Annotated in this window: 13 protein-coding genes and 1 pseudogene; 10 read left to right on the top strand and 4 right to left on the bottom strand. The window is 59.1% G+C overall.

Annotated elements, in window-relative coordinates; all coding sequences use genetic code 11:
• Window positions 1–14: 14 nt before the first annotated feature.
• From D2V17_RS20045 to D2V17_RS20035, 3 genes are all read left to right on the top strand, one after another.
• Window positions 15–2864, top strand: a complete 2850-nt coding sequence (locus D2V17_RS20045) for a TonB-dependent receptor plug domain-containing protein (RefSeq protein ID WP_119594909.1) — start codon at window positions 15–17, stop codon at window positions 2862–2864.
• Window positions 2865–3034: 170 nt separating this feature from the next.
• The gene (locus tag D2V17_RS20040; RefSeq protein ID WP_119594948.1) at window positions 3035–3517 is read left to right on the top strand and encodes a DUF3237 domain-containing protein; all 483 of its coding nucleotides are present in this window, start codon (window positions 3035–3037) and stop codon (window positions 3515–3517) included.
• Window positions 3518–3572: 55 nt separating this feature from the next.
• Window positions 3573–4850: an MFS transporter gene (locus tag D2V17_RS20035; RefSeq protein WP_119594908.1), complete on the top strand. Its 1278-nt coding sequence runs from the start codon at window positions 3573–3575 to the stop codon at window positions 4848–4850.
• Here D2V17_RS20035 and D2V17_RS20030 read toward each other — a convergent pair.
• Genes D2V17_RS20030 through D2V17_RS20020 form a run of 3 tightly spaced genes read right to left on the bottom strand, consistent with a single transcriptional unit; the run spans window position 4847 to window position 8508 of the window.
• Window positions 4847–6115: a glycerate kinase type-2 family protein gene (locus tag D2V17_RS20030; RefSeq protein ID WP_119594907.1), complete on the bottom strand. Its 1269-nt coding sequence runs from the start codon at window positions 6113–6115 to the stop codon at window positions 4847–4849. The two genes, D2V17_RS20035 and D2V17_RS20030, sit on opposite strands and share 4 nt — an antisense overlap.
• Entirely contained in the window at window positions 6108–7181 is a 1074-nt protein-coding gene (locus D2V17_RS20025) for a tartrate dehydrogenase (RefSeq protein ID WP_119594906.1), read from the bottom strand. The genes D2V17_RS20030 and D2V17_RS20025 overlap by 8 nt, the downstream gene beginning before the upstream one ends.
• Window positions 7174–8508, bottom strand: coding sequence for an MFS transporter (locus D2V17_RS20020; RefSeq protein WP_119594905.1), 1335 nt, complete (start codon window positions 8506–8508; stop codon window positions 7174–7176). The genes D2V17_RS20025 and D2V17_RS20020 overlap by 8 nt, the downstream gene beginning before the upstream one ends.
• Before the next feature lie 225 nt (window positions 8509–8733).
• On the opposite strand from D2V17_RS20020, the gene D2V17_RS21070 reads away from it, so the two are divergent.
• The 3 genes from D2V17_RS21070 (at window position 8734) to istB (ending at window position 11405) form a co-directional block, all read left to right on the top strand.
• Complete coding sequence (locus D2V17_RS21070; protein WP_147367490.1) at window positions 8734–8976, top strand: hypothetical protein; 243 nt, start codon at window positions 8734–8736, stop codon at window positions 8974–8976.
• A gap of 106 nt (window positions 8977–9082) precedes the next feature.
• Window positions 9083–10606, top strand: a complete 1524-nt coding sequence (istA, locus tag D2V17_RS20015; RefSeq protein ID WP_119594947.1) for an IS21 family transposase — start codon at window positions 9083–9085, stop codon at window positions 10604–10606.
• Window positions 10599–11405 carry an IS21-like element helper ATPase IstB gene (istB, locus tag D2V17_RS20010; RefSeq protein WP_119594904.1) on the top strand — a complete coding sequence of 269 codons (807 nt, stop codon included), beginning with the start codon at window positions 10599–10601 and terminating at the stop codon, window positions 11403–11405. The genes istA and istB overlap by 8 nt, the downstream gene beginning before the upstream one ends.
• 57 nt (window positions 11406–11462) lie before the next feature.
• Here the strand turns inward: istB and D2V17_RS21950 are convergent, their stop codons facing one another.
• Window positions 11463–11588, bottom strand: coding sequence for a hypothetical protein (locus D2V17_RS21950; RefSeq protein ID WP_281270619.1), 126 nt, complete (start codon window positions 11586–11588; stop codon window positions 11463–11465).
• A gap of 116 nt (window positions 11589–11704) precedes the next feature.
• Between D2V17_RS21950 and D2V17_RS20005 the strand changes: the two genes are divergently transcribed.
• From D2V17_RS20005 to D2V17_RS21855, 4 genes and pseudogenes are all read left to right on the top strand, one after another.
• Window positions 11705–12613, top strand: a complete 909-nt coding sequence (locus D2V17_RS20005) for a LysR family transcriptional regulator (protein WP_119594903.1) — start codon at window positions 11705–11707, stop codon at window positions 12611–12613.
• A gap of 108 nt (window positions 12614–12721) precedes the next feature.
• The gene (locus D2V17_RS20000) at window positions 12722–14125 is read left to right on the top strand and encodes an aldehyde dehydrogenase (RefSeq protein ID WP_119594902.1); all 1404 of its coding nucleotides are present in this window, start codon (window positions 12722–12724) and stop codon (window positions 14123–14125) included.
• Window positions 14125–15069 carry a Gfo/Idh/MocA family oxidoreductase gene (locus tag D2V17_RS19995; RefSeq protein WP_119594901.1) on the top strand — a complete coding sequence of 315 codons (945 nt, stop codon included), beginning with the start codon at window positions 14125–14127 and terminating at the stop codon, window positions 15067–15069. The genes D2V17_RS20000 and D2V17_RS19995 overlap by 1 nt, the downstream gene beginning before the upstream one ends.
• 107 nt (window positions 15070–15176) lie before the next feature.
• A pseudogene (locus D2V17_RS21855) lies at window positions 15177–15386 on the top strand (hypothetical protein); the annotation flags it as partial.
• Window positions 15387–16039: the final 653 nt, after the last annotated feature.

Below are 16039 nucleotides of genomic sequence, written 5' to 3'. Positions count from 1 at the left end.
AGGGGAATTTTAGCATGACTTACAGAGCAGTATTGGTAACCGCGACTGCACTTTCATTGGCTGGCTTCGCTACCGCGCCTGCCATCGCGCAGGAGGCTGACGGTGATTCCTCGACCGAACAAGGTGACCGCATCGTCGTTACCGGTTCGCGCATCCAGCGTCAGGATTTTGTCGCGCCGAGCCCGATTGTTACCGTCACCGCTGACGACTACGCCGATTCCGGGCGTGTGGCCGTTGACGATTATCTGCGCGAACTGCCCCAGTTTACTGCAGGCACCGGCGATTACAGCAATGACAGCAATGGCGGCACGGCGGGTCGTGCAACGTTGAACCTTCGCGGTCTGGGGCCGCAGCGCAATCTCGTTATCCTCGATGGCCGTCGCCTTATGTCGTCGGGAACAGATGGTGCGATCGACATCAACACGATCCCTTCGCTCGCGATTGGCGGGATCGAGATCATCAGTGGCGGCGCTTCGGCCACCTATGGTTCCGATGCACTTTCCGGCGTCGTGAATTTCAAGACGCGCACAGACCTCGATGGTTTCGATGTCCGCGCACAATACACCGCGCTCGATCAGCCCGGTGAAGACAGCTATCTGATCGGAGGTGCCTTCGGGACCGATTTCGCTGGCGGCGCCGGTAACCTGCTCCTTTCGGCCGAATACTCCGACCGGGGTGGAGTTGCGGTGAACCAGCGTGACTTCTTCCTTAATCCGAACGCCAGCAGCTTCATCCCGCAGGGACGTTCGCGGATCGGCAACGCTTTCCTTGGGGTCAACGACGACGGGACGATTTTCAATCAGGGTAATGGCTCAGGTTACAATGGCCCCACCACCTTGCCATTCCTGATCAATAGCACTGGGGGGATCGGCTACCACGGTTCCTACAACAACCTATTGCAGGTTCCACTCGAGCGAATCTCCCTGTTCGGCAAGCTTGACTATGAGGTGAGTCCTGGAACGAACCTTTATCTGCAAGGCCTATACACGGACAGCACCGCGAGCAACATCGGTGCAGCACCCAACATTGCCGGTGCCCCATGGTCTGTAACCATCCCTGGTACAAACCCGTTCCTCGTTGCAGTGCGCGCCGCAAATCCGGGACAATTCGGTGCGAATGGCTCCCCGATCAACGTTTTCCAGACCAGGCTCTCGCAGTTCGGCGACCGCATCTACGAGACCGGCAACGAGACCTTTCAGTTCCTCGTTGGAGCTAACGGGAATTTTGGCTCGTCCGATATCAGCTGGGATGTCCACGCATCGTATGGCAAGGCCACCAATGAAGACCGGACAGTTTCCGGATCAGCCAGTGTTTCGGCCTTGCAGCAACTGCTTAACGCACCTGACGGCGGCAATTCGCTTTGTTCGGGCGGTTATAACCCCTTTGGCGGGCAGACGCCCCTGTCGCCCGCTTGCATCGACTTTGTCGAGCGCACACCACTCAACCTGACGACGCTTGAACAATACGTCATTGAAGGCAATGTCGAAGGGCCATTGTTCGAACTGCCGGCAGGCGGAGCCCGCTTTGCCCTGACCGCCCAGTATCGCAAGAACGACTATGGTTTCGTCCCTGACACGGATCTCGCCACTGGCGATCTCGCCAATCTGTCGATCACCTTGCCGACTACTGGCTCGATCGATGCGATCGAACTTGGCGGGGAGCTTTTCTTGCCGGTTATCGCAAGCGACAGCTTCCTTCAGGAACTGAACCTGACACTCGGCTATCGCTTTGCAGATTACAATCTTGCCGGATCCAACAGCACCTACAAGGCCGAACTCGATGCGCATCTGTTCGATGATGTTGTGCTGTTACGCGGGGGCTATCAACGCGCAGTGCGCGCGCCCAATGTTGGTGAATTCTTCCTTGCCGGCGAAACACGTGTGGTAGGCGTGGGTGTTCCCCCTGGCGGCGGCGACCCTTGCGATTTCCGCAATGCGCCAGCCGGTGATGCACTTGCCTTGTGTGCATTCCAAGGCATCCCATTGCGTCCGGATGGCTCCTCCAACTATCGCGCTGCCACGGCATCATTGCCTGCCACTACGCGAGGGAACCCGAATCTTACGCCCGAAACGGCCGACACATTCACGGCCGGCATCGTTCTTGACGTTCCTCTGGGGGGAACAAGCCTGCGTTTGTCATCTGACTATTACAACATCAAGATTGCCGACGCGATCGGCCCCGTTTCGGCTGCTGATAGTCTGCAGCGCTGTTTCAATGGCCTGAATGGCGCGACTGCCGGCTTCGATGCGGCATCCTACAATGCGTCGAATTTTTTCTGCCAGAACTTTGACCGCGATGCGGGGACTGGGGATCCAGCCAATATTGTCCAGCCAATCATCAATCTGGGCAGCCTGGAAACCTCAGGTATCGATTTTGCCGCAAACCTCGATATTCCGGTCGGCTTCTTTGGCTGGGGTGGCCGCGAGGGTTCGATTGTCTTCAATGCCAACTGGAACTACCTGCTTTCCTACAAGGTCGAGACTTTCGCCAACGATCCGATTTTCGACTATGCAGGTTCGATCAGTGCCAATGCGCAGGAGAGCCTTCCCGAGTGGCGGGGCCTAACCTCGTTGACGGTAAATACCGGGCCGATAGGTTTGACCGGGACATGGCGGTTCATTTCGGGCATGCAGGACCGAGCGACAGTGGTTGACCCGACATTGGTGCTCGCAGGAACGACCGATTATAGCCTGTTTGATCTGGCGGCGAGTGCTGAGGTCATGGACGCTTTCGAAATATTCGGTGGGGTCAACAACCTCTTCGATGTTGCTCCGCAAGAGATTGGCGGTCCATCTTCGACCAACCTTGCGACCTTCGATGTGATTGGGCGGACCTTCTTCATCGGCGCTCGCGTGCGTTATTGAGGAAGGCTGGAAGACCGGGGGAGGCAATTTCAGGGCTTCCCCGGTCGATCCGACGACCCATGTCACAACCTCGCACCTCGCCAGCGTCACGCTTTCTCCTCTCCCGGCGTTCGACCCTGGCGGGTGCGGGGCTTCTGGCATTGCAGGCCGCGATACCAATTCGGGCTCAGATGACGTACGGGCCCGATATTGCCCGGATCGCTGAGCGGTTTCCGCCGGCTTATCCGCAGTTCGAGACCGCGCTTGAAGTACTCGCCGAGGTCGGAACGACTATCGAGGTTGGCGCGAGCCCAGTCGGTCATCGGCGAATCGTGCCCATCACAGGTGGCTGGTTCCGCGGCCCTGGCCTGGCGGGAATAGTCATGCCGGGTGGCGCCGATCGGCAGCTTGTCCGTGCCGACGGAATTCGTGAGCTTGACGCGATTTACGAACTTCTAGCCGATGATGGCACTGTCCTGATGGTCCACAATCGCGTGCTAATCGACACGACGAATCCGCCAGAGGGCGAGGATCGCTATGCCAGGTCCGTTGTCACCGTCGCTGCACCAGAGGGACCACATGACTGGCTCAACCGGCGCGTGCTTGTGGGCACGCTGAACAGTTTACGTCCGGCACAGCCGTACGTCTTCCTGCGTTTCTCGATCCTTTCGTGAAACTGCTTTTCGGAGCCTGACAGTGTCCAACAGCCATCCGCTTGATCATCGCCCTATGACCTGGCGGCAGATGGTAGTCATTGCCATCACTGTGGCCCTTAATGCCCTCGATGGATTTGATGTGCTTTCGATCAGCTTTGCATCCCCCGGGATTGCTGCGGATTGGGGAATCGGGCGCGGCGCCTTGGGCATCGTGCTGTCTATGGAGCTCGTCGGAATGGCGCTGGGTTCGGTAGTGCTGGGCCGAATGGGTGACTGGGCCGGACGAAAGCCGACCATGTTGGTCAGTCTGGTATTCATGGCCGTGGGAATGATCCTTGCCTCGACAGCCACGGACATCAGCAGCCTCTCTGCCTACCGCATTGTCACCGGCGTCGGCATCGGTGGTATGTTGGCGGTGACGAATGCTGTTGCCTCCGAAATGTCCAACCGCAAGTTTCGCGGCCTTGCCGTTTCGATGATGGTGATCGGCTATCCCGTCGGTGCAATTCTTGGCGGTCTTGTCGTTGCGCAACTGCTGCAAACATCGGGCTGGCAAATCATCTTCGAATTCGGTGCGGTCGTGACAGCTGTCATGATACCAATAGTATGGCTGGCCGTCCCCGAAACGCCAGCATTCCACCTTGCCCGTCGCAAGACTGATGCGGTGGACCGGATCAATCGCAGTCTTGCCAGACTTGGTCACCACCCGATCAGTGACGTCTCTTTGCCCGCTGAAACCCAAGCATCAGCAAGAGGCATCTCGGGATTGTTTGCAGGCGATGTTCGCCGAACCACACTCCTGCTGACCATCGCCTACTTCACCCAAATCATAACCTTCTATTTCATCCTCAAGTGGACGCCGAAGATCGTTACCGACCTGGGTTTCACCGCAAGCCTGGCAGCAGGAGTCCTGGTTTGGGCAAATGTGGGTGGTGCCTTAGGTGGGGCGATCTGGGGCCTTGCAGCTACCCGCGTGCCCATCAGGAACCTGTCCCTTGTCACATTCCTTGCCTCCGCTACCATGGTGACAGTATTTGGCACGTTCGGGGTGGACTTGGACAGCCTCTCACTGCTTGCCGCTCTGGGAGGATTCTGTACCAATGCCGGCATGGTCGCTTTGTACAATCTTGCGGCACAAGGTTTTCCGGACAGGGTCCGCGCGACCGGGACGGGGTTCATTATCGGTGTAGGAAGGGGTGGAGCCGTTCTCGGCCCGATTGCCGCAGGCTATCTGTTTGAAAGCGGTGCATCCCTGCCGACTGTCGCGGCCATTATGGCGTCGGGATCGCTATTGGCGCTGGCTGCGGTCGCGTTCCTGCGGCTTGAGAACCGGCAGGCTGTGGCGAACTAGAAGATCAGCTGGATCCTCAGGTCATTGACATTGGTGAGGGTGGGCCCCGTCTTCACGAGGTCACCGAGCCCCGCGAAGAAATCGTATGATCGGTGCTGCTTCAGTAAGCTCGCGGGTGTCATTGATTTCGTGCGGGCGCGCAATAGCGTATCAGGCTCCACGATCGCGCCGGCTGCGTCGGAAACGCCGTCGATCCCGTCGGAATCTCCGGCAATCGACCAGATGCGTGGATGGCCATCCAGGGCCAGGGCAAGCGCCAACTGGAACTCAGTATTGCGACCGCCATTGGCATTGCAACCAGAGGGCAATGTGACCGTCGTTTCACCGCCAGAAATGATCGCAAGCGGCAGCGTCCTGCTGCTATCCGCAGCGCGCTCAATGCAAAGCTCGGCGATCTGCTGCGCGACCATAGAGGCCTCACCTTCGACACTGTCGCCCAGAATTTCGACCTCGAAGCCCGCGCTAACGGCAAGCTTGGCGATTGCCGACAACGCCATTTGAGGACTGGCAACAATGCGACAGTCCGCTGCCATGTCGGCTAAGTCGGACGCCGCCGTCGACGCTTCCTGTTCGAAGGCTGAGCGAACTTCCAGAGGCAAAGCAATCCCGTATCGATCCAGTAAAGCGAGCGCATCAGCCGGTGTCGAAGCGCACGGCAAGGTCGGGCCGGATGCAACCAGTGCGGGATCATCGCCCGGAATATCGCTGATCACCAGTGTGACCAAACGGGCAGGGTATGCTGCAAGCGCCAGTTGCCCCCCTTTCACCGCCGAAAGATGGGCACGAATGCAGTTCATTTCAGCGATCGTCGCACCGCTCTTGAGCAAGGCGTCCGTTATTGCGCGCTTGGCATCCAAGGTTAAGCCAGCTCGCGGCTTGGCGAGGCAGGCTGACCCTCCGCCGGAAATCAGCGCCAGCACAAGATCGTCTGCCCGCGATCCGGCCAGCAGGCCGAGCATTGCCTCGGCAGCGACCACGCTCGATGCATCGGGAACAGGATGACCTGCCTCGATTACCATTATCCGGTCGCAGGCAACGCCATGCCCATATCGCGTTGATACGACACCGGATAATTCTACGTCGGGCCAGGATTGTTCAACGGCCTTCGCCATCGCCGCAGATGCCTTACCGGCACCGATAACGAGGCACCGTCCCGACGGTTTCGAGGGCAGTAGCGAAGCGATGAGCACTTCTGGCCGAGCTGCGGCAACTCCGGCTTCGAAGAGTCTGCTCAGGAGTTGCCTGACGCCGGTGGCGTCACACATTGGATGTACGAATGGCGTCCACCACAGCCCTGGTCACATCCTTGGTCCTCGCATCTCCGCCAACATCCGGGGTCAAGATGCCTGCGGCTGTGGTTCGCTCAATTGCTGACATAAGGCGCGCTGCAGCCTTGGTTTCCTTCAAGTGATCGAGCATCTGTGCGGTGGACCAGAAGCTGGCGACGGGATTTGCGATTCCCTTGCCGGTAATGTCGAATGCCGAACCGTGAATTGGTTCGAACATTGAAGGGAATCTGCGTTCCGGATCGATGTTCGCAGTAGGAGCAACCCCCAGACTGCCAGCGAGTGCGCCAGCAAGATCCGAGAGAATATCGGCGTGGAGGTTGGTCGCAACGATTGTGTCGAGGCTTTCGGGCTTCAACGTCATCCGCACGGTCATTGCATCAACCAGCATCTTGTCCCAGCGAACGTCAGGGTAATCCTTGGAGACTTCCTCGGCAATTTCATCCCACATTACCATGCCATGCTTCTGGGCATTGGACTTGGTGACGACAGTCAGGAGCTTGCGCGGACGTGTAGCGGCCACCTCGAAAGCATAGCGCATGATGCGCTCGACACCGGTGCGGGTAAAGATCGATACTTCGGTTGCGACCTCTTCGGGATGCCCTCGGTGCGCCCTGCCCCCAACACCGGAATACTCGCCCTCTGAGTTCTCGCGGATGATGATCCAGTCGAGGTTGCCGGGCTTGCAATTGCGCAGCGGCGACTGGATGCCGGGCAAAATACGAGTGGGGCGGACATTGGCATACTGGTCAAAGCCCTGGCAGATCTGCAGGCGAAGACCCCAAAGAGTCACGTGATCGGGGACTTGTTGATCGCCGACCGCGCCGAATAGGATCGAATCGAAGCCCTTCAGCTGCTTCAGCCCGTCGTCGGGCATCATCACGCCATGCTTGCGATAATAATCCGACCCCCAGTCGAAGCTCGTTACTTTGAAGCGCAAGTCGTCGGACCGTTCTTCCAGCGCCTGAAGCACTTCGAGAGAGGCGTCGACCACTTCCGGTCCGATGCCGTCTGCCGGGATTGCCGCGATGGCAAATTCACGCATGGTGTTCTCCGTTCGATGAAGCGTTCTTCGTTTTGCTCAGCCCCGTCCGGGCAAGCACAAGGACAAGAATTGATGAGAGGACGAGCAGGGCGGCGACTGCAAACAGGCCTCCCTTGTAGGAACTGGTGACTTCGAGCACCCAACCGATAATGTAGGGGCCGAAGAAGCCGCCCAGGTTGCCGATCGAATTGATCGTTGCAATGCCGGCTGCTGCTGCGGCCCCGCCCAGGAACATGGTTGGCATGGACCAGAGCGGGGGTTTCGCCGAACTGACCCCGACATTCACGATCACCAGCGCAAGAAGAACCGCCATGAGCGACGAGGCATAGGCGGCCAGAATCAGGCCACCAGCCGCAACCAGGCAGGCTATAACCACGTGCCAGTTGCGCTCACCGGTCTTGTCCGAATGCATGGACCACAAGATCATGGCGATCACCGCGAAAATGGCCGGGACCGCGTTAAACAAGCCGGTCATGAGCGGCGTCGTTCCGAACTGCGCGATCATCTGCGGTGACCAGATGCTGAGCGTGTAGAGGCCGGCTGAAGTGCCGAAATACACCAGCGACAAGGCAAGGACGCGCGGGTTCTTCAGTGCTGTCAAGCCTTCGCGCCAATCATGCGCGGGTTTGGTATTCCTCGCCTCTTCAGCCATTTCGGCAAGCAACCATTCGCGCTCGTCGTCATTGAGCCAGTCGGCGCGATCAGGCCGGTCTGTGAGGTATTTGAGGACGAACCAGGCAAGAATGATCGCCGGAGCACCCTCGAGCAGGAACATCCACTGCCACCCCTTGAGGCCAAGCAGTCCATCCAGTTCCAGCAAGGCTCCCGAAATTGGGGAACCCAAGGCCACCGAGAGCGGAACCGCAGCCATGAACAGCGCCGTCATACTGGCGCGATGCCGGGCTGGAAACCAGTAGCTGAGATAAAGGATGATACCGGGAAAGAAGCCGGCCTCGGCAACACCCAGCAGAAAGCGCAGGATGTAGAAGCTCGTCTCTCCCTGAACCAGCGCCATGGCCATGGAGACCACGCCCCATGTTACCATTATCCGGGCGATCCAGCGACGCGCACCGACTTTGTGCAGGATCAGGTTGGAAGGAACTTCGAAAATGAAGTAGCCGACAAAAAAGATACCCGCACCAAAGCCGAATGCCGCGGATGACAGGCCAATATCGGCGTTCATGGTAAGGGCCGCGAATCCGATATTCACCCGGTCGAGATAGGCAATGAAATAGAGCAGCATGACAAACGGTATGATGCGCCAGCGCAGCTTGGCGATCGTCCGTTTTTCCAGCTCACCTGTTGTGGTCAGACCGTTGGTGGCCATTGTCCCCTCTCCATCCGCCATGTCACTTGCTCACAGGTTGCGGGAATTGGCAAAGCTGTATCAATTATACAAAGAAATGCGGCAATCGAGGGATGATTATTGCAGAATAGTGAATAATTTTCCGCGTCTTCGGCTTCAACGAGATCAGTGGCATCTGCGCGGTGAACGCAGCCCGGCTTGTTCTGGTGACATGCGCGAAATTGGGAATTCACCTAGGAGGGGAAAATGCCTGTGAACCATAACAAGATTGCTCAACGATTTGGGCTGGCGGCAAGTGTTCTTGCATTGGCCGTTGCCTCGCCGGCGCTGGCACAGGATGAAGCAGCCGGTGAACGCGAGCAAGACAGCGTGGCATCGGATGATACTCGGCGCGACCGCAATGACCGTATTGTTGTTACCGGTAGCCGGGTTCCCCGATCGACCTTCGATACGCCGAACCCGGTAACTGTCGTTGATGCAGAATGTTGATTTCCGCTGAGAGTTGACCCGGGCGGGATGATAATTTCCATCGAGATTTAACCCATGTTTGAACGGCTTCCGATCGAGGGATTGGAGGCGACATGGAGTGATCGAGATGGATTTACTGAGTGTGATCCGGCGCTGGCATTTTCGTGAAGGGATGCCGATCCGGGAGATAGAGCGACGCACCGGGCTGTCGCGCAACACGATCCGCAAGTACCTGCGCAGCGGCACGGTGGAACCGAAGTTCAAGGTTCCCGAACGGCCGAGCAAGCTGGATCCGTTTGCCGAGAAGCTGTCAGGCTGGCTGCGGATCGAGGCGGGCAAGTCGCGCAAGCAGCGGCGCACGGTGAAGCAGATGCATGCCGACCTTGTGGAACTGGGCTTTGACGGGTCCTACAACCGCGTCGCCGCCTTCGCGCGCAGGTGGAAGACCGAGCGGCAGTACGAGCAGCAGACCAGCGGTCGAGGGACCTTCGTGCCACTGGTGTTCGCACCGGGCGAGGCCTTCCAGTTTGACTGGAGCGAGGACTGGGCCGTCATCGCCGGCGAGCGGGTCAAGCTGCAGGCCGCCCATACCAAGCTGGCGCACAGCAAGGCCTTCATCGTCAGGGCCTATCTGCTGCAGACCCACGAGATGCTGTTCGATGCGCTGACGCAGGCGTTCCGGGTCCTGGGCGGCGTGCCCCGGCGCGGGATCTTCGACAACATGAAGACCGCGGTCGACCGGATCGGCAGTGGCAAGATCCGGCAGGTCAACGCCCGGTTCGCGGCGATGGCGAGCCATTACCTGTTCGAGCCCGAGTTCTGCAACCCGGCCTCGGGGTGGGAGAAGGGCCAGGTCGAGAAGAACGTCCAGGATGCCCGGCGGCGGCTGTGGCAGAAGATGCCGGCCTTCCCCGATCTCGACGCGCTCAATGCGTGGCTCGAAGAGCACTGCATCGAGCAATGGAGCGAGGTCGCGCATGGTAACCTGCCGGGCACCATCGCCGATGTCCATGGCGCCGAGATCGCCAGCCTGATGGAACTGGGCCGGCCCTTCGACGGCTTCGTCGAGCATACCAAGCGGGTCTCGCCGACCTGCCTCGTGCACTTCGAGCGCAACCGCTACAGCGTGCCGGCCTCCTTCGCCAACCGGCCAGTATCCTTGCGGATCTATCCCGAGCGGATCGTCATCGCCGCCGAGGGCCAGCTCCTGTGCGAGCACGATCGGATCATCTCGCGCTCGCATCACCTGCCGGGACGCACCGTCTATGACTGGCGGCATTACCTGGCAGTGATCCAGCGCAAGCCCGGTGCCCTGCGCAATGGCGCTCCCTTTACCGAGATGCCCGATGGCTTCCGCCAGTTGCAGGGCCACCTGCTCAGGCGTCCCGGTGGCGACCGGGAGATGGTGGAGGTCCTCTCGCTGGTCCTGCACCATGACGAACAGGCGGTACTCTGTGCGGTCGAACTGGCACTGGAGGCCGGCGTTCCCACCAAGACCCATATCCTCAACTTGCTGCACCGGCTGCTTGACGGCAAGCCGGCCAGCATCGCCGCCATCGATACGCCGCAGGCGCTCGCCCTGAACCGTGAACCAAGGGCCAACGTGGCCCGCTATGATGCCCTGCGCGGCAAGGAGGTGCTGCGTGCGTGATGATCCTGCCAGCGCCGCCGTGGTGGTCATGCTGCGTGGCCTGAAGATGTACGGCATGGCCCAGGCCGTCAGCGATCTGATCGAGCAGGGTGCGCCTGCCTTCGATACGGCGGTTCCGATCCTCTCCCAGCTGCTCAAGGCCGAGATGGCCGAACGCGAGGTCCGCTCGATCGCCTGCCAGATGAAGGCGGCCCGGTTCCCGGCCTACAAGGACCTGGCCACCTTCGACTTCGCAGCAAGCGAGGTGAACGAGGCCATGGTTCGCCAGCTCCATCGAGCCGAGTTCATCGAGGGGGCTCACAACGTCGTTCTCATCGGTGGTCCCGGAACCGGCAAGACCCACATCGCTACCGCCCTGGGTGTCCAGGCGGTCGAGCACGCCCGCAAGAAGGTACGGTTCTTCTCGACCGTCGACCTGGTCAACGCCCTGGAACAGGAAAAGGCGCTGAACAAGGCTGGCCAGCTCGCCGAGCGCCTGCTGCGCCTCGATCTCGTGATCCTCGACGAGCTGGGATACCTGCCGTTCAGCCCGTCAGGTGGTGCCCTGCTGTTCCACCTGCTCTCAAGGCTCTACGAGCGCACCAGCGTGATCATCACCACCAATCTCAGCTTCTCCGAATGGGCCAGCGTGTTCGGCGATGCCAAGATGACCACCGCCCTGCTCGATAGGCTAACCCATCACTGCCACATCCTCGAAACCGGAAACGACAGCTTCTGGTTCAAGGCCTCCGCTGCCAGAAGCAAAACAGGAAAGGAGACCGTCCAGCCCTTGACCAAACCCGAAACCACGGGAACATAGACCCCCACGACCCGGGTCACTTCTCAATGAAAATCCCGGGTCAACTCTCAGCGGAAATCAACACTCCGGGCCACTTTCGGCGATGAGTTCCGCGACCTGCAGATAGATGCCGGTCGTGGTGACGGCGAAGATGAACAGGATCAGCGGGAAGCTGAACCAGCGGTGGTAGCGACGCATCAACATGAAATCGGTCCTCTCTCGCACGTCATGCGTGCTGCAAGTTTCCGATTGTGCATGAAGCAGCGGAATGCCAAAGCTGCTGTAGATTATATAAAAAGCTTGTTCAATGGGAGGGAGCTTTGGACCTGAAGCTGCTGCGGCATTTCCAAGTTGTCGCATACGAATTGCATTTTGGGCGCGCGGCGCGGCGCCTTGATATTTTGCCTTCGGCATTGGGACGGAATATCCGCCTGCTAGAGGAAGAGATTGGCACCAGGCTGTTTGTCCGCTCGACTAGAAATGTCGCCTTGACCAAGAGTGGTATCGCCTTGCAGCATGAAGTCGACAAGGTTCTCACGACCGTCGATGACGCCATTGAGACTGTACTCGAAGCATCGCGCACAGAGGAACGCGTGTTTCGTATCGGCGCGATTGACAGCGCTGCAACGGGTCTGATCCCGCAGCTGATGCACGACTTTCGCAACGTAATCCCTGATCTTGAACTGGTGCTTGTCGAAGACAAAACAGCGCGGCTCTTGCCAAAGATGATGAACGGCGCACTCGATGTCGCTTTCGTACGACCACCAATGTCGCCGCGCCCGCAAATTCACTTTGAGCATTTGCTGGACGAGCCAACGGAAGTCGCCTTGCCGCCGGCGCATCCCCTGGTTGAACGGGATGCACTCACGGTCCAGGATTTGGCCGGAATTCCCCTTATCGTTCCATCTCCGCGCAACAGGCCTCATTCTTACAACATGACCATGCGGCTGTTCCGCGATGCAGGGCTTGAGCCAACGATTGCGCAGCAGGCAGAGGAAAAGCAGACAATTGTTAACCTCGTGGGTGCTGGGATCGGTGCAGCACTCGTACCACACTGGACCAGCCGTATTGGGGTTGAAGGTGTGGTGTATCGTCCACTGGTTGATGCGGAGGGAAGGTCAATAAGCCAGTTGCCGCTCGCCGCCGCCTGGGTGCAGGGTTCTCGCGACGCCAACCGCGAGCGATTGGTCGAATTGGTGAAAGCGAACCTCGACCGGTATTCTCGATAAGATTACATCGGATATTTGTATAATTGGATGAGTGCTGTTGAGGCGAGTGCGCCCGGCTAAGACGTTCACTAATCAAGCAAGGACGTCTGGGAGAGAGGACTGCACGCCATGACTGAGTTTACCCGCCTTAACCCGGTGACTGGCGAAGTAGCTTCGTCGGCGGAAGCCATGCAGCCTGGAGATATCCCGGCGATAGCCGCCAAGGCCCAGGAAGGTTTCGCTGTCTGGTCAAAAATGGGCCCCAATGCTCGCCGCGCGGTGCTGAACAAGGCGGCAGACGCGCTGATGGCCAAGAAAGATGACTTCGTCGCCGCGATGATGGGCGAGATCGGTGCTACGGCTGGCTGGGCGATGTTCAATCTCGGCCTCGCCGCTGGCATGGTGCGCGAAGCCGCCGCCATCACCACGCAGATTTCGGGCGAGGTCATTCCCTCCGATCATGAGGGCACTGTCGCCATGGCCCTGCGCGAGCCGGTCGGCGTGCTGCTCGGCATCGCCCCTTGGAACGCGCCGATCATCCTCGGCGTGCGCGCTATCGCGGTGCCGCTCGCATGCGGCAACAGCGTGATCCTCAAGGCCAGCGAGCAATGCCCGCGCACCCACGCGCTGATCATCGAGGCCTTTGCCGAGGCCGGGTTCCCCGATGGCGTGGTGAACGTGGTCACCAATGCCCCGCAGGATGCCGCCGAAGTGGTGGGCGCGCTGATCGATGCGCCGCAGGTCAAGCGGATCAACTTCACCGGGTCCACGGGCGTCGGCAAGATCATTGCAAAGCGTGCGGCCGAACACCTCAAGCCCTGCCTGCTGGAGTTGGGCGGCAAGGCGCCGATGGTTGTGCTGGAAGATGCCGACCTCGACGAGGCGGTGAAGGCTGCAGGCTTCGGTGCCTACATGAACCAGGGGCAGATATGCATGTCGACCGAACGCATCATCGTGGTCGATGCCGTGGCCGACGAGTTCGCGGCGAAATTTGCCGAGAAGGTGCGGGGCCTTCCCGCAGGCGACCCCACCGAAGGCAAGACCCCGCTGGGCGCGGTGGTCGATCGCAAGACCGTGGATCACTGCTACAGCCTGATCGAGGAAGCGACGTCCAAGGGCGCAGAACTGCTGGTGGGCGGCGAGACGACGATGAACGTGGTCATGCCCGCGCACCTGGTGGACAAGGTTACTCCCGACATGAAGCTGTTCCGCGACGAGAGCTTCGGCCCGGTGGTCGGTATCGCCCGTGCGCGGGACGAAGCCCATGCTATCGAATTGGCCAACGATACGCAGTATGGCCTGTCCTCCGCCGTGTTCACCAAGGACACTGCGCGCGGCATGAAGGTGGCCAAGCAGATCCAGGCCGGCATCTGCCACATCAACGGCTCCACCGTGGGTGATGAGGCGCAAATGCCCTTCGGCGGCATGAAGGCATCGGGCTATGGCCGCTTTGGCGGCAAGGCCGGCATCGACGCCTTCACCGAACTGCGTTGGGTCACCTTCGAAACCGAACCGGGGCACTACCCCATCTGATGGTTCGGATTGCGCTCATTGGTGCCGGAGCAATTGGCGAACGTCATGCAACCGCGCTGGCAAATATTGACAGTGCGGAACTGGCAATTGTCGTCAGCCGGACAGAGGAAGAGGCGGGCAAGCTCGGCTCTGCCTTCTCGGTTCCCGAAATCGGAACAAGTTTCGAGACCGCCCTGGACCGTACTGACATTGACGCTGTGATACTGGCGACTCCTACCCAGATGCATGCGGCGCAGGCGCTTCAGTGTCTAGATGTAGGAAAGCACGTGCTCGTCGAAATTCCCTTGGCCGATTCCTGGCATGATGCGCTCACCGTTCATGAACGCGCGCAGGACTGTCCGCAGCTCGCCATGGTCGCTCACACAAGCCGCTATTATCCATCCAACCAGTATCTGCGCCGCCTGATCTGCGCCGGCAAATTTGATCTTTTGCAGATGGCCGCACAGACCCACTTCATGCGTCGCTCTAACCTCAATGCGAAGGGTGAGCCACGCGTTTGGACTGACCACTTGTTGTGGCACCACGCAGCTCACACGATCGATCTGTTTGCCTGGCAGGCAGGGCCCATTGCCGAAGTGCAGGCCATGCAGGGGCCAGTGCATCCCGAATTGGGCATTGCAATGGACATGTGCATCCAGCTCAAGAGCCGCTTAGGCGCCTTGTGTACACTTTCACTCTCTTTCAACAACGACGGTCCTATCGGCTCTACGTTCCGCTATATTGGTGATGCTGGCACCTACATTGCGCGACGACTCGGATTGGAAGACGGATACGGCAGGCCGGTCGACATTTCTGGGCTGGGCTTGCCCGAAGATGGCGTGGAAGTGCAGGATCGCGATTTTGTCACTGCGATAGAAACAGGAAAATACCCGCTGACTACCGTAGAAGATGGTCTCGAAGCTTATCGTGTGATCGGGCAGATTGAGGCGCAATTTCATGCATAATTGCAGAAGCCTCCCACTCAGTGGACGCTTGGCAATCTGCAGAATAGGTGAGGTTTTCGATGATGCCTGCCAAAGGGGCAGGGTCGCAAAGCTGACAGAACTGAACGCTTAACGAGGACCGGGGCAAGCCCTTTGCGCTGCGGCAGTTCCTGCACATTTTCAAGACCGCCCCCGATCTCGATGTGGCGTTCGAGAATGAGGAAGACCGGGAGGCTGCGTGCAACTTCATGGATCTCTTGGGCTCCTGGGGGCGTGACTTGTTCCAGGGCCCCGTGCGCGCTTGCGAACCGGAGCAGGGTCAGGCGGCGGGAAGCTAGCGCATGTGATATGCCCCGCCTGCTTTGCTTCCCACGTGCCTTCCGTGTGCAGGGCGTGCCAAATGCAATGGCGAACGCTTCCCCAGCCGAAAACGCTCTGGGCCCTCGACACCTGACTTTTCATACTCGTTTCATACAACGAGTAACTGGACCATCTAAATCATTGAAAAGATGGTGGGCGCGGCAAGGATTGAACTTGCGACCCCACCCGTGTGAAAGCTGAGATTGGGTCGCACCTGTTGCTACTGCATGCTGGCTCTGAGCATTTAAGCTTCCCGAGACGAGGCCATTGAAATTCTTTGGGGTCACCGTTGGGGGCTGATTTCAAGAAGGCAATGTATAATATGTAATAAAAACATTATATTAGGGAATGGTTTCGAATCCCTCCCGCTCCGCCATGTTCTTCCGGCCTACCGCTTCGCTGCTTGAGGCCATTGGCTCCGAGTTCGGACTTCGTCTCAAATTCTTCGTCATTTTTCGCCGACAGTTGTTTATGGGCAGTCAGCCACCGCACGCCCCGTTGGGTGTAACGATGGGCTCTGCCTACCCTAAAGCGCTGTATCCCACCTAACACTCGCGACATTCGAGCAGGCAATGGAGAGAAGTGGCTCGGTTCGTCTGAACAGCCTTTGACGTTTGATAAGTGGATCGTC

This window comes from Aurantiacibacter xanthus, assembly GCF_003584015.1.
GTDB lineage: Bacteria > Pseudomonadota > Alphaproteobacteria > Sphingomonadales > Sphingomonadaceae > Alteraurantiacibacter > Alteraurantiacibacter xanthus.
This window is presented reverse-complemented; position numbering and strand designations above follow the sequence as displayed.

Excerpts from the sequence above, each read along its gene's own strand:
- D2V17_RS20035 (WP_119594908.1), top strand. The coding sequence starts at position 3,573 with ATGACCTGGCGGCAGATGGTAGTCATTGCCATCACTGTGGCCCTTAAT.
- D2V17_RS20025 (WP_119594906.1), bottom strand. The coding sequence starts at position 7,181 with ATGCGTGAATTTGCCATCGCGGCAATCCCGGCAGACGGCATCGGACCG.
- D2V17_RS20020 (WP_119594905.1), bottom strand. The coding sequence starts at position 8,508 with ATGGCCACCAACGGTCTGACCACAACAGGTGAGCTGGAAAAACGGACG.
- D2V17_RS20045 (WP_119594909.1), top strand. The coding sequence starts at position 15 with ATGACTTACAGAGCAGTATTGGTAACCGCGACTGCACTTTCATTGGCT.
- D2V17_RS20030 (WP_119594907.1), bottom strand. The coding sequence starts at position 6,115 with ATGTGTGACGCCACCGGCGTCAGGCAACTCCTGAGCAGACTCTTCGAA.
- D2V17_RS21950 (WP_281270619.1), bottom strand. The coding sequence starts at position 11,588 with ATGTTGATGCGTCGCTACCACCGCTGGTTCAGCTTCCCGCTGATCCTG.
- D2V17_RS20000 (WP_119594902.1), top strand. The coding sequence starts at position 12,722 with ATGACTGAGTTTACCCGCCTTAACCCGGTGACTGGCGAAGTAGCTTCG.
- D2V17_RS19995 (WP_119594901.1), top strand. The coding sequence starts at position 14,125 with ATGGTTCGGATTGCGCTCATTGGTGCCGGAGCAATTGGCGAACGTCAT.
- istA (WP_119594947.1), top strand. The coding sequence starts at position 9,083 with ATGGATTTACTGAGTGTGATCCGGCGCTGGCATTTTCGTGAAGGGATG.
- D2V17_RS21070 (WP_147367490.1), top strand. The coding sequence starts at position 8,734 with ATGCCTGTGAACCATAACAAGATTGCTCAACGATTTGGGCTGGCGGCA.
- D2V17_RS20040 (WP_119594948.1), top strand. The coding sequence starts at position 3,035 with ATGACGTACGGGCCCGATATTGCCCGGATCGCTGAGCGGTTTCCGCCG.